Origin of the sequence: Novosphingobium sp. KN65.2 (assembly GCF_001368935.1) — a bacterium.
Lineage (GTDB): Bacteria > Pseudomonadota > Alphaproteobacteria > Sphingomonadales > Sphingomonadaceae > Novosphingobium > Novosphingobium mathurense.
This window is the reverse complement of the sequence record NZ_CCBH010000160.1, coordinates 162,888-179,883: the sequence shown is the minus strand read 5'-3', so window position 1 is coordinate 179,883 and position 16,996 is coordinate 162,888. Positions and strand designations below refer to the sequence as shown.

13 protein-coding genes are annotated in these 16,996 nt (G+C 65.9%); 8 read left to right on the top strand and 5 right to left on the bottom strand.

All coding sequences use genetic code 11. The annotated features are described in order from the left end of the window. Positions 1 to 1,690 (bottom strand): bifunctional UDP-sugar hydrolase/5'-nucleotidase (locus SPHV1_RS14190; protein WP_054946673.1); only part of this gene is annotated, 1,690 nt, incomplete at its 3' end. A 161-nt stretch (positions 1,691 to 1,851) separates the two neighbouring features. On the opposite strand from SPHV1_RS14190, the gene SPHV1_RS14185 reads away from it, so the two are divergent. Together SPHV1_RS14185 and SPHV1_RS14180 are read left to right on the top strand one after the other, a co-directional pair. Further along, positions 1,852 to 2,982: a patatin-like phospholipase family protein gene (locus SPHV1_RS14185; protein ID WP_054946672.1), complete on the top strand. Its 1,131-nt coding sequence runs from the start codon at positions 1,852 to 1,854 to the stop codon at positions 2,980 to 2,982. A 28-nt stretch (positions 2,983 to 3,010) separates the two neighbouring features. Beyond that, complete coding sequence (locus SPHV1_RS14180; protein ID WP_054946671.1) at positions 3,011 to 3,793, top strand: 3-hydroxybutyrate dehydrogenase; 783 nt, start codon at positions 3,011 to 3,013, stop codon at positions 3,791 to 3,793. Between the two features lie 42 nt (positions 3,794 to 3,835). On the opposite strand, the gene gltX is transcribed toward SPHV1_RS14180, so the two are convergent. The 4 genes from gltX to SPHV1_RS25480 all read right to left on the bottom strand — a co-directional run bounded on the left by gltX (position 3,836) and on the right by SPHV1_RS25480 (position 8,379). Next, positions 3,836 to 5,176: a glutamate--tRNA ligase gene (gltX, locus tag SPHV1_RS14175; protein ID WP_054946670.1), complete on the bottom strand. Its 1,341-nt coding sequence runs from the start codon at positions 5,174 to 5,176 to the stop codon at positions 3,836 to 3,838. A gap of 62 nt (positions 5,177 to 5,238) precedes the next feature. Beyond that, positions 5,239 to 6,237, bottom strand: coding sequence for a zinc-dependent alcohol dehydrogenase family protein (locus SPHV1_RS14170; RefSeq protein WP_054946669.1), 999 nt, complete (start codon positions 6,235 to 6,237; stop codon positions 5,239 to 5,241). 84 nt (positions 6,238 to 6,321) lie between these two features. Next, positions 6,322 to 8,025 (bottom strand): NAD+ synthase, encoded by a 1,704-nt coding sequence (locus SPHV1_RS14165; protein WP_054946668.1) that lies wholly within the window; start codon positions 8,023 to 8,025, stop codon positions 6,322 to 6,324. A gap of 180 nt (positions 8,026 to 8,205) precedes the next feature. Then, a complete protein-coding gene (locus tag SPHV1_RS25480; RefSeq protein WP_176167982.1) occupies positions 8,206 to 8,379 on the bottom strand; it encodes a hypothetical protein in 174 nt (57 codons plus the stop codon). A gap of 168 nt (positions 8,380 to 8,547) precedes the next feature. Here SPHV1_RS25480 and SPHV1_RS14160 point away from each other — a divergent pair, with 168 nt between their 5' ends. From SPHV1_RS14160 to recQ, 6 genes are all read left to right on the top strand, one after another. Continuing rightward, the gene (locus tag SPHV1_RS14160; protein WP_054946667.1) at positions 8,548 to 9,549 is read left to right on the top strand and encodes a metalloregulator ArsR/SmtB family transcription factor; all 1,002 of its coding nucleotides are present in this window, start codon (positions 8,548 to 8,550) and stop codon (positions 9,547 to 9,549) included. Further along, the gene (gene metF / locus SPHV1_RS14155) at positions 9,546 to 10,448 is read left to right on the top strand and encodes a methylenetetrahydrofolate reductase [NAD(P)H] (protein WP_054946666.1); all 903 of its coding nucleotides are present in this window, start codon (positions 9,546 to 9,548) and stop codon (positions 10,446 to 10,448) included. The genes SPHV1_RS14160 and metF overlap by 4 nt, the downstream gene beginning before the upstream one ends. Beyond that, positions 10,448 to 11,494, top strand: coding sequence for a homocysteine S-methyltransferase family protein (locus SPHV1_RS14150; RefSeq protein ID WP_054946665.1), 1,047 nt, complete (start codon positions 10,448 to 10,450; stop codon positions 11,492 to 11,494). The genes metF and SPHV1_RS14150 overlap by 1 nt, the downstream gene beginning before the upstream one ends. A gap of 19 nt (positions 11,495 to 11,513) precedes the next feature. Beyond that, complete coding sequence (locus SPHV1_RS14145; protein WP_054946664.1) at positions 11,514 to 12,050, top strand: GNAT family N-acetyltransferase; 537 nt, start codon at positions 11,514 to 11,516, stop codon at positions 12,048 to 12,050. Positions 12,051 to 12,066: 16 nt separating this feature from the next. Next, positions 12,067 to 14,670: a methionine synthase gene (metH, locus tag SPHV1_RS14140; protein ID WP_054946663.1), complete on the top strand. Its 2,604-nt coding sequence runs from the start codon at positions 12,067 to 12,069 to the stop codon at positions 14,668 to 14,670. Positions 14,671 to 15,144: 474 nt separating this feature from the next. Beyond that, positions 15,145 to 16,962 carry a DNA helicase RecQ gene (gene recQ, locus SPHV1_RS14135; protein ID WP_054946662.1) on the top strand — a complete coding sequence of 606 codons (1,818 nt, stop codon included), beginning with the start codon at positions 15,145 to 15,147 and terminating at the stop codon, positions 16,960 to 16,962. The last annotated feature ends 34 nt before the right edge of the window (positions 16,963 to 16,996 follow it).

Below are 16,996 nucleotides of genomic sequence, written 5' to 3'. Positions count from 1 at the left end.
CCGGAACCGCACCGATCCACTGCTGGAAGGCATCGCTATCGACCATGCCCTTGCGGACATCCCTGCCCTTGGTGAATGTCGCGAAGCCGTCGCCGCCTTCGGCCAGGAAGTTGTTCACGGTCACGCGATAGTCGGCCTGCGGATCGACGGGCTTGCCGTCGACCGTCAGCGACAGCAGGCGCTCACCGGCAGGACGCCGCAAATCGTAGGCAAAGCGCACATTGGCAGACGGTGCAAGCACCTGCTGGACTTTCGCCCGGCTCAGCCCGTCCTCGATGACCTCGCGCACTTGCGCGCCGGTCAGCGTCATCGTCACCAGGGTATTGTTGAACGGCTGGACCGCATAGACCTGCCCGAAGGTCACTTCGCCGTCCGGCCCCGGATCGATCGGCGCGCGGATGCCGAAGGGGTTGGTAAAGGCGATCTGCGCCCCGGCCTCGCGGCTGGCGGCCAGTTGCGCATCGGCGATCAGGCTGCCCAGCGAACCGCCGGTCATGCCCTCGTTCGCCGACTTCGAAGCCGGTCCCGACAAGTGCCCCACCGGCCGCGAGACTTGCGCCTGTGCATTGTGCACGTAGCGCGCGACATAGGCGCTGACGTCAGCGCGCGGCTGGAACGCGGGATAGAGCGCCGTATTGGCGACCGCGCCGCGGCCGCTGGAATAGGCTTGCGACTGGACGATGACGTTGTGCGCCTGCTTGGCGAGAACGCGATGGCTTGCCGGGTCGATGGTGAGCGTGATGTCGGTCACCGCCTTGCCGTAGACATTCGCGCTCGTCAGCAGGATCGGCCGCGACGGATCGATCTCGCCGTAATTGCAGACGTAGGCCCAGTGGGTGTGGCCCGAGACGACCACGTCGACGCGGGGATCGATCCTGGCAAGGATCGGCAGTATCCCGCCGTTCAGCCCCTCGCAGCCGTTGGGATCGGATTCGCCGGTTGTCTTGCCGCCCTGATGGATCAGCACGACAATGGCATCGGCGCCCGCCGCTTTCAGGCGGGGCACCTCGCGGTTGATCGCCTCGGCCTCGTCCCCGAAAGTCAGGCCCCTGATCTGCTCGGGCGCGACCAGCGTGGGCACTTCGCGCAGCGAGAGGCCGATGAATCCGACCGTCACCTTGCCGGCGCCCGAACCGAATGTCTTCATCCCGGTCGCGGGGAACAGCGTCGAACCGTCGGGCTTGTAGGTGCTGGCCGCGAGGTACCGGTAGCCAGCGCCCTTGAACTGTTCGAGCTGGCAGGGCTGGAGTCGCGTGTATTTCTCGCAGCCGCCGTCCTGCAATCGCTGCAGTTCCTTCCAGCCCCGATCGAATTCGTGGTTGCCGACCGCGTTGAACTCAAGCCCGATGCGGTTCATCACACCCACCGCAGGCTCATCGAGATGCAGCGAGGAGGCAAGCTGCGAAGCGCTGGTCAGGTCGCCGGCGGCCACCACCACGTTGTTGGGATGCTCGGCCTTGAGCGAATCGACAGCCGAAGCGAGCCACGCCGCCCCGCCAGCGGGCACCGCGACCGTGCCACCGTTCCCGTCCGACGCCCCGATCGAGGCTTTGGGCGGCTCGAGCGCGCCGTGAAAATCGTTGATGGCGATGATCCCGACTTCAACGGGCGCGGCGGTCTGCTCAATCGCACGGGGGATGGCGCAGGCCGACAGCAGTCCGAGCAGGACAAGGGACAGAAAGCGTTTCATGGAAGCGGCTTATCTCGTTCGAACATGACGGCGGCAAGACGAATGCGCCCAAACCGGTGCCATGATACCGGCCTCGCCGATTCTTTGGGGAGAGGGGTTGCAAGGCGCTGAATGCACCCCCACCTGCTGCAGTGCAACATTCCCATGAGCAGGACCCTGCCATGAATGCCCATATCCACGCGCCCTATGCCGACATGCAAACCGTACTCGTCCTGCAGGGCGGCGGCGCGCTCGGGGCCTACCAGGCCGGCGTTTTCGAAGCGCTTGCCGATCATGGCGCCACGCCGGACTGGATCGCGGGAATCTCGATCGGCGCGATCAATGCCGCGATCATAGCCGGCAATGCTCCCGAAGACCGCCTTTCGCAGCTGCGGCGCTTCTGGGACCTGGTATCCTCGGAACTGCAATTCCATCTGGACGAGCGCATCGGTTTCGCCCGCCGCGCCTTCAACGAGGCTTCGGCCTTCGTTGCCGCGACCATCGGCATTCCCGGCTTCTACAATCCGCGCCTGCTCCCGCCGCTCAACCCGGAATGGCCGGTCGAACTGGGATCGCTGAGCTACTATGACACCGCGCCGTTGCGCGCGACCTTGCTCGAGCTGGTCGATTTCGACCGCATCAATCGCTGTGAAACCCGTTTCAGCGTCGGTGCGGTGAACATGCTCAACGGCAACTTCGCCTATTTCGACAACCGCGAACGCAGGATCGGGCCAGAGCACATCATGGCCAGCGGCGCGCTGCCACCCGGCTTCCCCCCGGTGCAGATCGACGGCGAATGGTACTGGGACGGCGGCCTCGTTTCCAACACGCCGCTGCAATACGTCCTCGACAACCGCAGCCAGTGCGAGATGACCGTGTTCCAGGTGGACCTGTTCAGCTCGCGCGGGGAAGAGCCGCGCACGATGGCCGACGTCGCCCAGCGCGAGAAGGACATCCGCTACTCCAGCCGCACCCGCCTCAACACCGACATGTCACGCCGCCTCCATGCCTTGCGTGCGGCGGCGCATCGGCTGGCAGATCGGCTGCCTGAAGAATTTCGGGACGACCCCGACCTTGCCGCGCTGCTGGCATGCCGACCGGCCGGGCCGGTCGCAGTGATGCACCTGATCAATCGCGGAAAATCCTACGAATCCAATTCGAAGGACTACGAGTTCTCGCGCATGACGGTTAACGAGCACTGGGCAGCGGGCAAGGCCGAAGCGATCCACTCGCTCAAGCATCCCGACTGGACGGGCCGCCGCCTGCGGCCCGACGAAATCATAACGTTCGACCTTGCCAGCGATTGCCGCTGAGCACCCGAACGAGAGCAGGAGCAGGTACATGAAGCTGAAGGACAAGGTCTGCATCGTCACCGGCGCGGCAAGCGGGATCGGCAATGCCATCGCGCACCGCTACGCCTCCGAAGGCGGCAGGGTGGCCATTGCCGACCTCAACATCGATGCGGCCGAGAAGGCAGCCTCCGACATCCGCGAAAAGTTCGGCACTCAGGCCATGGCGGTGGCCATGGACGTGACCAGCGAGGAACAGGTGAACGACGGCGTCGCCAAGGTCGTCGATACCTGGGGCACGGTCGATGTCCTCGTTTCCAATGCCGGCATCCAGATCGTCAATCCGATCGAGGAATTCGCCTTCGCCGACTGGAAGAAGATGCTCGCCATTCACCTCGACGGCGCGTTCCTGACGTCTAAGGCGGTGATCCCGCACATGTACAGGCAGAAGTCCGGCTCGATCATCTTCATGGGCTCGGTCCACTCCAAGGAAGCGAGCCCGCTCAAGTCCGCCTACGTCACCGCCAAGCATGGCCTGCTCGGCCTTTCGCGGGTGATCGCGAAGGAAGGCGGCAAGAAGGGCGTGCGCACCAACGTGATCTGCCCGGGCTTCGTGAAGACCCCGCTGGTCGACAAGCAGATCCCCGAACAGGCCAAGGAACTGGGCATTTCCGAAGAGGAAGTCGTCAGCAAGGTCATGCTCGGCCAAACCGTCGATACCGAGTTCACCACGGTCGAGGACATCGCCGAAGTCGCGCTATTCTTCGCGGCCTTCGAAACCAACGCGCTCACCGGCCAGTCGCTGATCGCCAGCCACGGCTGGTGCATGGAATGAGGGGCTGACGCCCCCTTTCCACCCTATTTCCTCGCGGGGCGCTCAGCCCTGCGAGGCAACCTCCAGACGTTCCAGCGCCGCAGCGCGCCCGATCAGGGGCAGCAGGGCGGCCATGTCCGGGCCATGCTCGCGCCCGGTCAGCGCCTGTCGCAGCGGCAGGAACAGTGCCTTGCCCTTGCGCCCGGTCGCATCCTTGAGCGCGCCGGTCAGCGCCTTCCAGACATCGGCCTGCCACTCCGTCGCCGCCAGCACTTGCGCTGCCTGCGCCAGGTAGGCTCGCGCCTCGTCATCGAGAGCAGGCGCATCGATCGGCCCGGTCACCACCTGCCACCAGTCCGCCGCCTCGCGGACATGCGAAAGATTGGGCCGCACCGCTTCCCAGGCCGCGGCGTCCATGCCAGCCGGCAGACGGTCGGCAACATCGGCAAAAGGCAGGACATGAACTATGGCGGCGTTGACGCGCTCCAGTTCCAACTCGTCGAAACGCGCGGGCGCACGCCCGAAACGGGACAGGTCGAAACCCTCAGCCAGCGCGGCGCCGTCCAGTGCGGGATCGACCGGGTCCGAAGTGCCGAGACGTCCCAGCAGCGCGACGACGGCCTGCGGCTCGATGCCCGCCTCGCGGAAATGCGAAACGCCCAGCGAGCCGAGGCGCTTGGACAGCTTGCCCTCGGTTCCGACCAGCAGTGCCTCGTGCGCGAAACGCGGCGGCGCGGCGCCCAGCGCCTCGAACATCTGCACTTGCGCGGCAGTGTTCGACACATGGTCTTCCCCGCGCAGGATATCGGTCACGCCCATGTCGACATCGTCGATGGCCGAGGGCAGCATGTAGAGCCAGGAACCATCGGCACGGCGGATTACCGGGTCCGACATCTGCGCCGGATCGAAGTTCTGCGGGCCGCGGATGCCGTCCACCCACTCGATCGCATGCTCGCGGTCCAGCAGGAAGCGCCAGTGCGGCATCTCGCTCGCAGCGATCTTCGCCGCCTTCTCTTCTTCGCCAAGGTTCAGCGCTGCCCGGTCATAGATCGGCGGCAGTCCCCGGCCGAGCAGGACCTTGCGCTTGAGTTCAAGCTCCTGCGGACTTTCCCAGCAGGGATAGACGCGGCCCGCGGCCTTGAGCCGTTCGAACTCACGCTCATACAGTTCGAAGCGGGCGGACTGGCGCTCCTCGCCTTCGGGATGAATGCCCAGCCAGGCAAGGTCCGCGCGAATCGCCTCGACGTATTCCTCGCGGCTGCGTGCGGCGTCGGTATCGTCGATACGCAGCACGAACCGCCCCTCCGCCTGCTTGGCGAGCAACCAGTTGTGCAGCGCCGTGCGGATATTGCCGACATGCAGGTGCCCTGTGGGCGAAGGAGCGAAGCGCGTTGTTACGGTCATGGCCGCTGCGATTACGGCGCGCAGTGCGCGGCGTCAAAGGGACAGTTCGCCCCGGCCTTGGATCACCCGCCAGTCGGCAGGAGAACGGCCGCGCCCTGGACTTCGCCCGCCCGCAGCGCCTCCAGCGCCGCTGCGGCCTGATCGAGCGGGAATGTCTGGGTGGCGATCCGAAGATCGGCGCGCTGCGCGACTTCGAAGAAACTCGTGCCGTCCTCCCGGGTCAGGTTGGCTACGGAGAGGACGTGCCGCTCGCCCCACAGATCGACGTAAGGGAATGAGGGGATGTCGCTCATGTGGATGCCCGCGCAAACGACCCGCCCGCCCTTGCGCACGGCCCTGAGTGCGAGCGGCACCAGTCCGCCCACCGGCGCGAAGATCAGCGCTGCATCGAGTTCTTCGGGCGGCGGATCGCTGGAGCCTCCGGCCCAAGTGCAACCCAGCGAGAGGGCAAAGGCCTGACCTTCCCGGTCGCCGTCGCGGGTGAAGGCATGAACGCGCCTCCCCTGCCAGACCGCAATCTGCGCGAGGATGTGCGCCGCCGCACCGAAGCCGTAGAGCCCCAACACCGGGGCATCGCCGGCAAGGCGCAAGGCCCGCCAGCCGATCAGCCCCGCGCACAGAAGCGGGGCAGCCTCGACATCGGAAAACCGCTCGGGCAGCGCGAAGCAGAAATGGGCATCGGCGGTGACGTGCGTGGCATAGCCGCCATCGCGTGTGGCTCCGGTGAATTGAGGGCGGTCGCACAGGTTCTCCTGCCCCTCGCGGCAATAGCGGCATGTCCCGCAGCTGTGGCCCAACCAGGGAATGCCGACCCGCTCCCCGACGGAGAAGCCCGACACGCCCTCTCCCAACGCCACGATTCGCCCGACGATCTCGTGTCCGGGAATCACCGGATAGTGCGCCGCCACTTCGCCATCGAGAACGTGCAGGTCGGTGCGGCACACGCCGCAGGCGGCGATCTTCACCAGCACTTCGCCGGGGCCGGGCTGGGGAACCGGACGCTCGATCCGGTGCGGCGCCTTGCCCGGGCCGTCGATCTGCATGGCCGTCATCTTGTCCATGGCCGCTCCCGCCCTGCTCCTCGCGGTGGATGGAACGGTCAGTCTAGGACCAAAGGCCGCAAAGCTGAAGCACCGGTGGCCCCGTCAGGTCGACGAACTGCGCGAGGTGCCCAGCGGCGCATCGCTGACCTCTCCGCCGCTGCGGAAGGCATGGGTGATCGGATAGCGCCGGTCACGGCCGAAATTGCGCGCCGTGAGCTTTACCCCCGGAGGAGCCTGGCGGCGCTTGTACTCGGCCAGGTGCAGCAGCCGCTCGACATGTTCGACGGTTGCACGGTCGAAGCCCTCGGCAACCACCTGCTCCACGCTCTTGTCGTGTTCAACGAGGCCGAGGAGGATCGGATCGAGCACATCGTAAGGCGGAAGGCTGTCCGAATCGCGCTGGTTGTCCCGCAGTTCGGCGGTCGGTGCCTTGGTGAGGATGCGCTCGGGAATGACAGTGCCTTCCGGTCCGAGGCCAATGCGCGGCACGTGCCGGTTGCGCCAGCGCGAGATCGCGAAGACGGTCGTCTTGTAGGCGTCCTTCAGCGGGTTGTAGCCCCCCGCCATGTCGCCGTAGATCGTCGCATAGCCGACGCTCATCTCGCTCTTGTTGCCGGTGGTCATCAACATCGGCCCGAACTTGTTGGACAGGGCCATGAGCGCGGTGCCGCGCACCCGCGACTGCAGGTTCTCTTCCGCCAATCCGCGATTCGTCCCGTCAAATGCTTCGCCCAGCATCGAATCGAAACCGTCCACGGCCGAGCCGATCGGCATGACCGTGTACCGGATGCCCAGCGCCTTGGCGCAGGCCGCGGCATCGTCGAGGCTTGCCTGGCTGGTGAAGCGCGAAGGCATCATCACCCCCCAGACCCGTTCCGCCCCCAGGGCATCGACGGCGATCGCAGCGCAGGCCGCCGAATCGATCCCGCCTGACAGGCCGAGAACGACGCCGGGGAAACGGTTGCGGTTCACATAGTCGCGCAGCGCCAGGACCATGGCACAATAGATGTCCTCCGGATGCTCGGCGAGGGTTTCCAACTGCCCGCGATCGCAACGCCAGCCCTGCGCCGTCTTGGTCCAGTTGGTCTGGACGACCTGCTCCTCCCAGTCGCGCAACTGGACGGCAAGGCCGCCATCGCCGTTGACCACGAAGCTCGCCCCGTCGAAGGCCAGTTCGTCCTGCCCGCCGACGCGGTTGAGATAGGCGAGCGGCAGGCCGGTATCGACCGCGCGGCGCTTGGCCACGCCCTCGATGCGCAGCGCGTCCTTGTTGATCTCGTAAGGGCTGCCGTTGATGCAGATGAAGATCTCGGCGCCGAAATCGGCCAGGTGGCGGCAGACTTCGGGACGCCAGATATCCTCGCAGATCGGCACGCCGATCATCGTGCCGCGCAGGATGATCGGTTCGGGAAGCGGTCCGGGCTGGAACAGCCGCATCTCGTCGAAAGTGCCGTAGTTGGGCAGCTCGTGCTTGAGGCGAACGGCCGCGACCTTGCCCTGGTCGAGCAGGGCAACCGCATTGTGCAGCGCACCATCGAGGACGATGGCAGTGCCGACCAGCATTGCCGGACCGGCCGAAGCGCTGGCCTTGGCAAGCGTCTGGAGTTCGGCCGCGGCCCGTTCGATCAGCGAAGGCTTGAGAATGAGGTCCTCTGGCGGATAGCCCACGAGGTGCAGTTCGGGGAAGACGATCAGGTCCGACCCGGCGGCCTGCTTGCGCGCCGCCAATACGCCTTCGGCGTTGCCCGGGATATCCCCCACCGACTGGTTGAGCTGCGCGAGGGTGATCTTCAGCGTATCGGGCATAGGTCAAGTGATGCCCGCGCCTCAGATGTCATGCAAGTAAAACGCAAACAAAAAAACCCTCCCGGATGGGAGGGCTTTTCCCCGTCCGAAGACGGGATCTTCCGTTGACCCCACAGGATGCAGACGGAAGGCAACTGGGGGTCGGCGAGCCGAATGGCTGGCGCCGAACCCCCGGCCGGATTACATCGCTTCGGTAGCTTCCTCGGAGGGAGCGTCCGTCGCGTCGCCGGTCATCATTTCACCGGGAACGGTTTCAACCGACTCGGTACCTTCGTCGGTCGGAGCTTCCGAACCGCAAGCTGCGAGAGCCAGAGCGGTAGCCGACGCGAACACGGCGTAAGCAATCTTCTTCATGCGAATCCCCTTGCATTGTTTGGCGCAGGCGCCAACGCTTGCAGGCAAGCCTGCAGCGCCATTCTTTAGACGAGGTTATGGTGCAACGCAAATAGGAAGTAGAGGGGGCAAAACCCGCTGAAATCCTAGGGGTTGCGTACATATAAAGATATCTTTATATGCTTTTCCATGCGGATCGACCCTCTCTTGCGGGCTCTTTCGGAGCCGACGCGCCTGCGCATCATGCGTCTTCTGGCGCATATGGAGCTTGCCGTCGGCGAGCTTGCCCAGGTGCTCGGACAGAGCCAGCCGAGGGTCTCTCGCCATATCCGAATCCTGTGCGATGCCGGCCTTGCCGAACGCCGCAAGGAAGGCAGCTGGGTCTTCCTGCGCAGCGCCGTGAGCGAAAACTGCACCCCGCCGCTCGGTGCCGCCGCGGCCCGTCTTCTTGCCATCGCCGAGCGCGACGATGCGGCCTTTTCTGCGCGCTGCGCCGAGGATCGCCGCCGCCTCGCCGCGATTCGCGCCGCGCGTGAAGCCAGTGCGGAAGCCTACTTCGCCCGTCATGCGCAGGAATGGGATACGCTGCGCCAGCTCCACGGTGCGGACGAACCGGTGGAAGCGGCGCTGCTCGGCAAGCTCGACGGCGAGAAGGCCGGCAAGCTGCTCGATATCGGCACCGGCACAGGACGCATGGCAGAGCTTCTCGCCGACCGTGCCAGCCACGTGACCGCGCTCGACAAGAGTCCGGAGATGTTGCGAATTGCGCGCGCCCGCTTGCAATCTTTGCCATCGGACAAGCTCGATCTGGTGCAGGGGGACTTTACCGCCCTGCCTTTCGCCGACGCAGCATTCGATACCGTGCTGTTCCACCAGGTGCTGCACTATGCGCAGGAACCGGGGGCCGTGCTGGCCGAAGCCGCGCGGGTTACCCGCGCGGGCGGGCGCATCGCCGTCGTCGATCTCGCCGCGCATGAGCGCGAGGAGTTGCGTGAGCGCCACGCCCACGCCCGACTCGGCTTCTCGGACGAGCAGATGCTCGGCCTTCTCACCGATGCGGGCTTCGCGCCCGAATCGCCCGCGGCTCTGCCGGGGGATCCTCTCACCGTGAAAATCTGGACCGGACGCCGCAACTCAGGCACGGCGCCCGAAAACCAGGACAATGCTCAAGGAAAGGCCGCGCGCCCATGACCGCCGCAATCCGACCGGCTGATGCCCCCCTGTTCGGGGTGCAGCCGGGCGACATCTCCGTCTCCTTCGAATTCTTTCCGCCCAAGACGGAGAAGATGGAGACGCAGCTTTGGGAAGCGATCACCCAGCTTGCCCCTCTCAGTCCGAGCTTCGTCTCGGTCACATACGGCGCGGGCGGTTCCACCCGTGAACGCACCCATGCCACGGTTTCGCGAATCATCCGCGAGACCGACCTCGTACCCGCCGCCCACCTCACCTGCGTTGCGGCAAGCAAGGCCCAGATCGACGAGATCGTCGACCGCTACTGGGAAGCGGGTGTGCGCCATATCGTCGCCCTGCGCGGCGATCCGCCGCCAGCCGACGGAGGCAGGTTCGTGCCTCACCCGGAAGGCTACGCCAGCGCCGCCGATCTGGTGGCCGGGATCAAGGCGCGACACGGCTTTGACATCTCGGTCGCCGCCTATCCGGAAATCCACCCCGACGCGACGAGCGCCGAGGCGGACCTCGACAATCTCAAGCGCAAGCTGGACGCAGGTGCCTCGCGCGCGATCACGCAGTTCTTCTTCTCGACCGATGCCTATTTCCGCTTCCTCGACAAGGCGCTGGCGGCCGGGATCACCGCGCCGATCCTGCCCGGCATCATGCCGGTGACCAGTTTCTCGGCAATCCGCCGCATGTCGGGCAACACCGAGATCCCCGCCTGGCTCGAAGCCATGTTCGAGGGACTCGACGATCGCCCCGGCCCACGCGCCCTCGTCGCCGCGGTCGCCGCTGCCGACTTGTGCAAGCGCCTTTATGACGGTGGCGTGCGCGACTTTCACTTCTATACTCTCAACCGCGCCGAGCAGGCTTACGCGATCTGTCAGCTTCTCGGCCTGCGCCCCAAGGAGATCGGCTGATGTCGGCTCGCGAAACCTTCCTCGCCGAGGCTGCCAAGCGCATCCTCATTACCGATGGCGCCTTCGGCACCGAAATCCAGAACTGGAAGCTCGCCGAAGCGGACTACGCCGGTAACCTGGGCCTGAGCCATGAGCAGAAGGGCAACAACGACATCCTTGCGCTGAGCAAGCCCGAGGTGCCCGAGGCGATCCACCGCGCCTACTTCGAGGCCGGCGCTGACATTGCCGAGACCAACACCTTCTCGGCCAACCGCATCAGCCAGGCCGACTACGGCGCCGAGCACCTCGTGCGCGAGATCAACGTCGAATCGGCCCGTCTCGCCCGCAAGGTCGCCGACGAGTTCCAGGCCAAGGACGGACGCCCTCGTTTCGTGGCCGGCGCCATCGGCCCGACCAACAAGACCCTGTCGCTCAGCCCCGACGTCAACGACCCGGGATACCGCGAGATCGACTGGGACACGCTGGTCGACGTCTACAAGGAACAGGCCGCCGCGCTCGTCGAGGGCGGTGCGGACTTCATCCTCATCGAGACGGTATTCGACACGCTCAATGCCAAGGCCGGCATCATGGCGGTCAAGCAGCTCGAGGCAGAACTAGGCCGCGAAGTGCCGATCATGCTGTCGATGACGCTGACCGACCTTTCAGGCCGCAACCTTTCCGGCCACACGGTAGAGGCCTTCTGGCACGCGGTACGCCATGCCAGGCCGATCACGATCGGGCTCAACTGCTCGTTCGGCGCCACCCAGCTGCGCCCGCACGTCAAGACGCTGTCTGAAATCGCCGATACGCTGATCATGATCTATCCCAACGCGGGCCTGCCCAACGAACTGGGCGCGTACGACGAAATGCCCGACACGACTGCGGGCTTTGTCGGCGAGTGGGCCGTCGCGGGCCAGGTCAACGTGCTGGGCGGCTGCTGCGGCTCCACCCCGGACCATATCGCGGCAATCGCCCGGCAGGTGACGGGCGTGGCCCCGCGCAAGGTTCCCTCGCTGGAACCGGTGACGCGCCTCGCCGGTCTCGAACCCTTCATCATGGCAGCTTGAGGAAGCAGGAACGCAGGCCATGGACGACATTCCCATCTGGCGCATCCGACAGGCAGGTCCCGAAGACGCGGAGGCCCTCTCCCTCGTCGGTTCGGCAACTTTTCTCGAGAGCTTCGCCGGTGTCGTCGACGGCAGCGGGATCATCGCCCACTGCGTGCACCAGCACAGCGCCGAGACCTATCGCGCCTATCTTGCCAAGGGCGCCAAGGCCTGGCTTGCGGAAGTCGAACCGGGCCACGCGCCGGTCGGCTATGCCATGGTATGCGCACCGGAACTGGAACTGGCGCATGCCGGCGATCTCGAACTCAAGCGCATCTACATGCTCTCGCGCTACCAGGGCACGGTTCTTGCCAGCGCCCTGATGCAGGCGGTCGTCGCCGCGGCATCGGGCCATGCACGACTCCTGCTCGGCGTAAAGGAAGACAACCGCCGCGCCCTTTCGTTCTATGCCAAGCACGGCTTCGAGACGATCGGCACCCGCCGCTTCGATGTCGGCGGCAAGACTTATGACGACTTCGTACTGGCGCGTGTGCTCACGCCCGCTCCGGCACAGTGATTCAACGAGAAAAACAATGACCGCGACACCTTCATCTGCCCGTTTCGTCAATGTCGGCGAGCGCACCAACGTCACCGGATCGGCGAAGTTCAAGAAGCTGATCATGGCCGGCGACTATCCCGCCGCCGTCGAAGTCGCGCGCCAGCAGGTCGAGAACGGCGCGCAGGTCATCGACGTCAACATGGACGAGGGCCTGCTCGACGCCGTCGAGGCGATGACCACCTACCTCAAGCTGATCGCCGCCGAGCCCGACATCGCGCGCGTGCCGGTGATGATCGACAGCTCGAAGTGGGAGGTGATCGAGGCTGGCCTCAAGTGCGTCTCGGGCAAGCCGATCGTCAACTCGATCAGCATGAAGGAAGGCGAGGCCCAGTTTCTCGAACAGGCACGCAAGTGCATGACCTATGGCGCCGCCGTGGTGGTCATGGCCTTCGACGAGACCGGCCAGGCCGACACCAAGGAGCGCAAGGTCGAGATCTGCAAGCGCGCCTACAAGCTGCTGACCGGCATCGGCTTCCCGCCCGAGGACATCATCTTCGATCCCAACGTCTTCGCCGTCGCCACCGGCATCGAGGAGCATGACCGCTACGCGCTCGACTTCATCGAAGCGGTGAAGGAAATCCGCGAAGCCTGCCCGCACGTCCATTTTTCGGGCGGCCTGTCGAACCTCTCGTTCAGCTTCCGCGGCAACGAGACGGTGCGCCGGGCGATGCACTCGGTCTTCCTTTACTATGCGATCCCGGCCGGGCTCGACATGGCGATCGTCAATGCCGGCCAGCTCGACGTCTACGACCAGATCGACCCGGTGCTGCGCGAAGCCTGCGAAGACGTGATCCTGATGCGCCGCGAGGATGCGACCGAGCGCCTCATCGAACTGGCCGAGAGCTTCAAGGGCCAGGACAAGGCCGCCGAAAAGGCCGCCGAGGAATGGCGCGGCTGGGAAGTGACCAAGCGGCTGGAGCATGCGCTGGTAAAGGGCATCGACGCCTATGTCGTCGAGGATACCGAGGAAGCGCGCCAGGCCGCGGCCGACCGGGGCGGACGGCCGATCGAGGTGATCGAGGGCCCGCTGATGGACGGCATGAACGTCGTGGGCGACCTGTTCGGCTCGGGCAAGATGTTCCTGCCGCAGGTGGTCAAGTCCGCACGCGTCATGAAGAAGGCCGTCGCCCACCTCATCCCCTTCATCGAGGCGGAAAAGGAAGCAGGCGCCAAGGCCAAGGGCCGCATCATCATGGCCACCGTCAAGGGCGACGTCCATGACATCGGCAAGAACATCGTCGGCGTCGTCCTGCAGTGCAACGGCTACGAAGTGATCGACCTTGGCGTCATGGTTCCCTGGTCGAAGATCCTCGAAAGCGCGAACGAGAACGATGCGGACATCATCGGCCTTTCCGGCCTCATCACCCCCTCACTCGACGAGATGGTGACCGTGGCCGAGGAAATGCAGCGCGCGAAGATGAACATTCCGCTGCTGATAGGCGGCGCGACCACCAGCAAGGTCCACACCGCACTGCGCATCGACCCGGCTTACGAAGGCCCGGTGATCCACGTGCTCGACGCCAGCCGCGCAGTCGGCGTCGCCTCGCAGCTGCTGTCGGACACGCAGGCCGAAGGCTTCAAGTCCTCGGTCGCGATCGACTACCAGAAGGTGCGCGAGGCGCGCGAGGGCAAGGGCCAGTCGGACCTCCTGCCGCTGGCCGATGCCCGCGAGAATGCCTTCAAGCCCGCCTTCGCCGACAAGGCCCCCGCGCCGGTGCAGCCCGGGCTGCACGTGTTCGGGGAATGGGACCTTGCCGACCTTGTCGAGACGTTCGACTGGACGCCCTTCTTCCGCGCTTGGGAACTGGCCGGCACCTACCCGGCGATCCTCGAGGACGAAGTGGTGGGCGAAAGCGCCCGCAACCTTTTTGCCGATGCCAAGGCGATGCTGGAAAAGATCGTCAGCGAGAAGTGGCTGACGGCAAAGGGCGTCTGCGCCTTCTGGCCCGCTCACCGCGAAGGCGATGACGTTCTGCTGGAAGACGGCACACGCCTGCCTTTCCTGCGCCAGCAGTTCAAGAAGTCGCGCAGCCGGGCAAACTTCTGCCTTGCCGACTTCGTCGACACGCAGGACGACTGGCTCGGCGGCTTCGCGGTCGGCATCCACGGCATCGAACCGCACCTTGCGCGCTTCCAGGCGGCGCACGACGACTATTCGGACATCCTGCTCAAGGCGCTGGCCGACCGCTTCGCCGAAGCCTTTGCCGAACGCCTGCACAGCCACGTGCGCACCACCTTGTGGGGCTATGCGCCTGATGAGCAGTTCACCAATGAAGCGCTGATCCGCGAGGAATATCGAGGCATCCGCCCGGCTCCCGGCTACCCGGCCTGCCCGGACCACTCGCTCAAGCCGATCCTTTTCGACCTGCTCAAGGCGCAGGACAACGCCGGGATCACGCTGACCGAAAGCCAGGCAATGCTGCCCACCGCCGCAGTTTCGGGATTCTACTTCGCGCACCCGGAAAGCCAGTACTTCGGAGTCGCGCGCATCGGCCGCGACCAGCTGGAGGACTACGCCGGGCGGCGCGGGGTGGAACTGGCGACCGCCGAACGCTGGCTGCGTCCCAACCTCGACTGACGTCCCTGCGTTCAGGAACCCAAAGGGCCCGCAATTTAACGGGTTCCGGGCTGCCCCGCGCCCGGAACCCGCCCCCCACGACAGACTGGCTTAGCGGCCGGCCTGACCCGGTCGGTGGCCGGGAACGGGAAAACGACCGGTCGCGGCAGTCCAGCGCGGCATGCCTGCCGGGACCGGGGCCAGGGCGCCCTGAGTAGCCATGCGGACGGCCCCGCCGATCATTCCGAAAATCTTTCCTGCAGTCGGTTCCATGTGCTTGATCCCTCGCATGTGCAGCCCGCTTGCCGGGGCTTGTCTCTCGATGAACCCACTATGGCGCGAGGGGCCCGGCGGGTCTGTGCGCGTCTGCACAGCCCTGCTGTGATTTATCCCACATGCCCCGGATCGGACCGGTTTACGCCAGCCGGAGCGCAAAAACTTCGCAGGCCGAACACCGCAACGGCGGAAAATTAACCTCCGGGCGGTTCCCAGGCCATGGGCGCGTCTGCCATAAGCCGCGCCGTGCCTGCTGCCGACCTGCTTCCTGACGCGCTCGATGCCCTTCACGCCACTTTCGGCTTCACCGCCTTTCGCGGTGTGCAGGAACACGTCGTCTCGCGCGTGCTGTCCGGTCAGTCGACACTGGCGGTCATGCCCACCGGCGCGGGCAAGTCGCTGACCTACCAGCTTCCGGCGGTGATGCTGGAAGGCACTTGCGTCGTCGTCAGCCCGCTGATCGCTCTGATGCACGACCAGTTGCGCTCGGCCACGGCCAACGGCATCCGCGCCGCGACCCTCACCAGCGCCGATACCGACCGCGAAGTGACCATCGACCGGTTCCGCGAGGGCGAACTCGATCTGCTCTACGTCGCCCCGGAACGCGCCAGCCAGCCGCATTTCCGCGAACTGCTTTCCAAGGCGCGTGTCTCGCTCTTCGCCATCGACGAAGCCCACTGCGTTTCCGAATGGGGGCACGATTTCCGGCCCGACTACCGGCTGCTGCGCCCGCTGCTCGATGCATTTCCGGAAGTGCCGCGTCTCGCCCTGACGGCAACCGCGGATCACCATACCCGCGCAGACATCCTCGCCCAGCTCGGCATTGCCGAGGACGGGCTGATCGTCGCCGGGTTCGACCGCCCCAACATCCGCTATGCGATCCGCCCGCGCGAGAATGCCGCACGCCAGCTCAAGGCGCTGCTCGAAGAGAACCCCGGCCCCGGCATCATCTATGCCCCGACCCGCGCCCGCGTCGAGCAACTCGCGGAGACGCTGGCCGCCACCGGTCGGCGGGTGCTGCCCTACCACGCCGGTCTCTCGCCCGAAGTGCGCGCCCGCAACCAGGCCGCCTTCGTCGCCAGCGAAGACATGGTGATGGTCGCAACGGTTGCCTTCGGCATGGGCATCGACAAGCCCGATGTGCGCTTCGTCGCCCACGCCGGCATCCCCAAGTCGATCGAAGGCTACTATCAGGAAACCGGACGCGCCGGGCGCGACGGCGATCCCTCGATCGCGGTGATGTTCTGGGGCGCGGACGACTTCGCCCGCGCCCGCATCCGTCTGTCGGAAGTGGAAGAGCGCCGCCAGCAGTCAGAGCGCCAACGGCTCGACGCGCTGGCGGGTCTGGTCGAAACCGCCCAATGCCGCCGCGCCGTGCTGCTGCGCCACTTCGGCGAGGAACCCGCGCCGACCTGCGACAATTGCGATAACTGCCTCGAGCCCCCGGGCGTTGCCGACGTCACCGAACTGGCGCGCAAGCTGCTTTCCGCCGTCTATCGCACCGGGCAGTCCTATGGACTGGGCCACCTGGAAAAGGTGCTGGCCGGCATCGCCGACGACCGCGTGCTCCAGCGCGGGCATGACCAGCTCTCGGTCTTCGGGATCATGACCGAGGACGAAAAGCCCCTGCTCAAGCCGCTGTCCCGCGCACTGCAGGCACGCGGCAGCCTGCTCCCGACCGAACACGGCGGCCTTGCGCTGGGCGGCGATGCGCGCGAAATCCTCAAGGGTGAAGCAAGCGTGCCGATCGTCCTGCCCCCGAAGCAGGAGCGCAAGCGGCGCGGGGGCGGCAGCAGCCGGGACGGCGGCGCCAACCCCATCGGCAATCCGCTGTTCGAAGCCCTGCGCGCCCTGCGCCGTGACCTCGCCGCAGAGGCGGGCGTACCGCCCTACGTCATCTTCCACGATTCCACCTTGCGCGAGATGGCGACGGTCCAGCCATCGTCCCGTGCGGAAATGGGCGAGATCGGCGGCATCGGCTCACGCAAGCTCGACGCCTACGGCGATGCCTTCCTGGCGGTGATCCGCCAGTTCTGACGCCCAGCGGCGACTGCGCCCAGGCGCCCCCCGG

What these genes read in the sequence shown, in the direction of transcription:
- SPHV1_RS14180 (WP_054946671.1), top strand. Translation starts at nt 3,011, where the DNA reads ATGAAGCTGAAGGACAAGGTCTGCATCGTCACCGGCGCGGCAAGCGGG.
- SPHV1_RS14170 (WP_054946669.1), bottom strand. Translation starts at nt 6,237, where the DNA reads ATGGACAAGATGACGGCCATGCAGATCGACGGCCCGGGCAAGGCGCCG.
- metF (WP_054946666.1), top strand. Translation starts at nt 9,546, where the DNA reads ATGACCGCCGCAATCCGACCGGCTGATGCCCCCCTGTTCGGGGTGCAG.
- SPHV1_RS14185 (WP_054946672.1), top strand. Translation starts at nt 1,852, where the DNA reads ATGAATGCCCATATCCACGCGCCCTATGCCGACATGCAAACCGTACTC.
- SPHV1_RS14165 (WP_054946668.1), bottom strand. Translation starts at nt 8,025, where the DNA reads ATGCCCGATACGCTGAAGATCACCCTCGCGCAGCTCAACCAGTCGGTG.
- SPHV1_RS14160 (WP_054946667.1), top strand. Translation starts at nt 8,548, where the DNA reads ATGCGGATCGACCCTCTCTTGCGGGCTCTTTCGGAGCCGACGCGCCTG.
- metH (WP_054946663.1), top strand. Translation starts at nt 12,067, where the DNA reads ATGACCGCGACACCTTCATCTGCCCGTTTCGTCAATGTCGGCGAGCGC.
- SPHV1_RS25480 (WP_176167982.1), bottom strand. Translation starts at nt 8,379, where the DNA reads ATGAAGAAGATTGCTTACGCCGTGTTCGCGTCGGCTACCGCTCTGGCT.
- SPHV1_RS14145 (WP_054946664.1), top strand. Translation starts at nt 11,514, where the DNA reads ATGGACGACATTCCCATCTGGCGCATCCGACAGGCAGGTCCCGAAGAC.
- recQ (WP_054946662.1), top strand. Translation starts at nt 15,145, where the DNA reads ATGGGCGCGTCTGCCATAAGCCGCGCCGTGCCTGCTGCCGACCTGCTT.
- gltX (WP_054946670.1), bottom strand. Translation starts at nt 5,176, where the DNA reads ATGACCGTAACAACGCGCTTCGCTCCTTCGCCCACAGGGCACCTGCAT.
- SPHV1_RS14150 (WP_054946665.1), top strand. Translation starts at nt 10,448, where the DNA reads ATGTCGGCTCGCGAAACCTTCCTCGCCGAGGCTGCCAAGCGCATCCTC.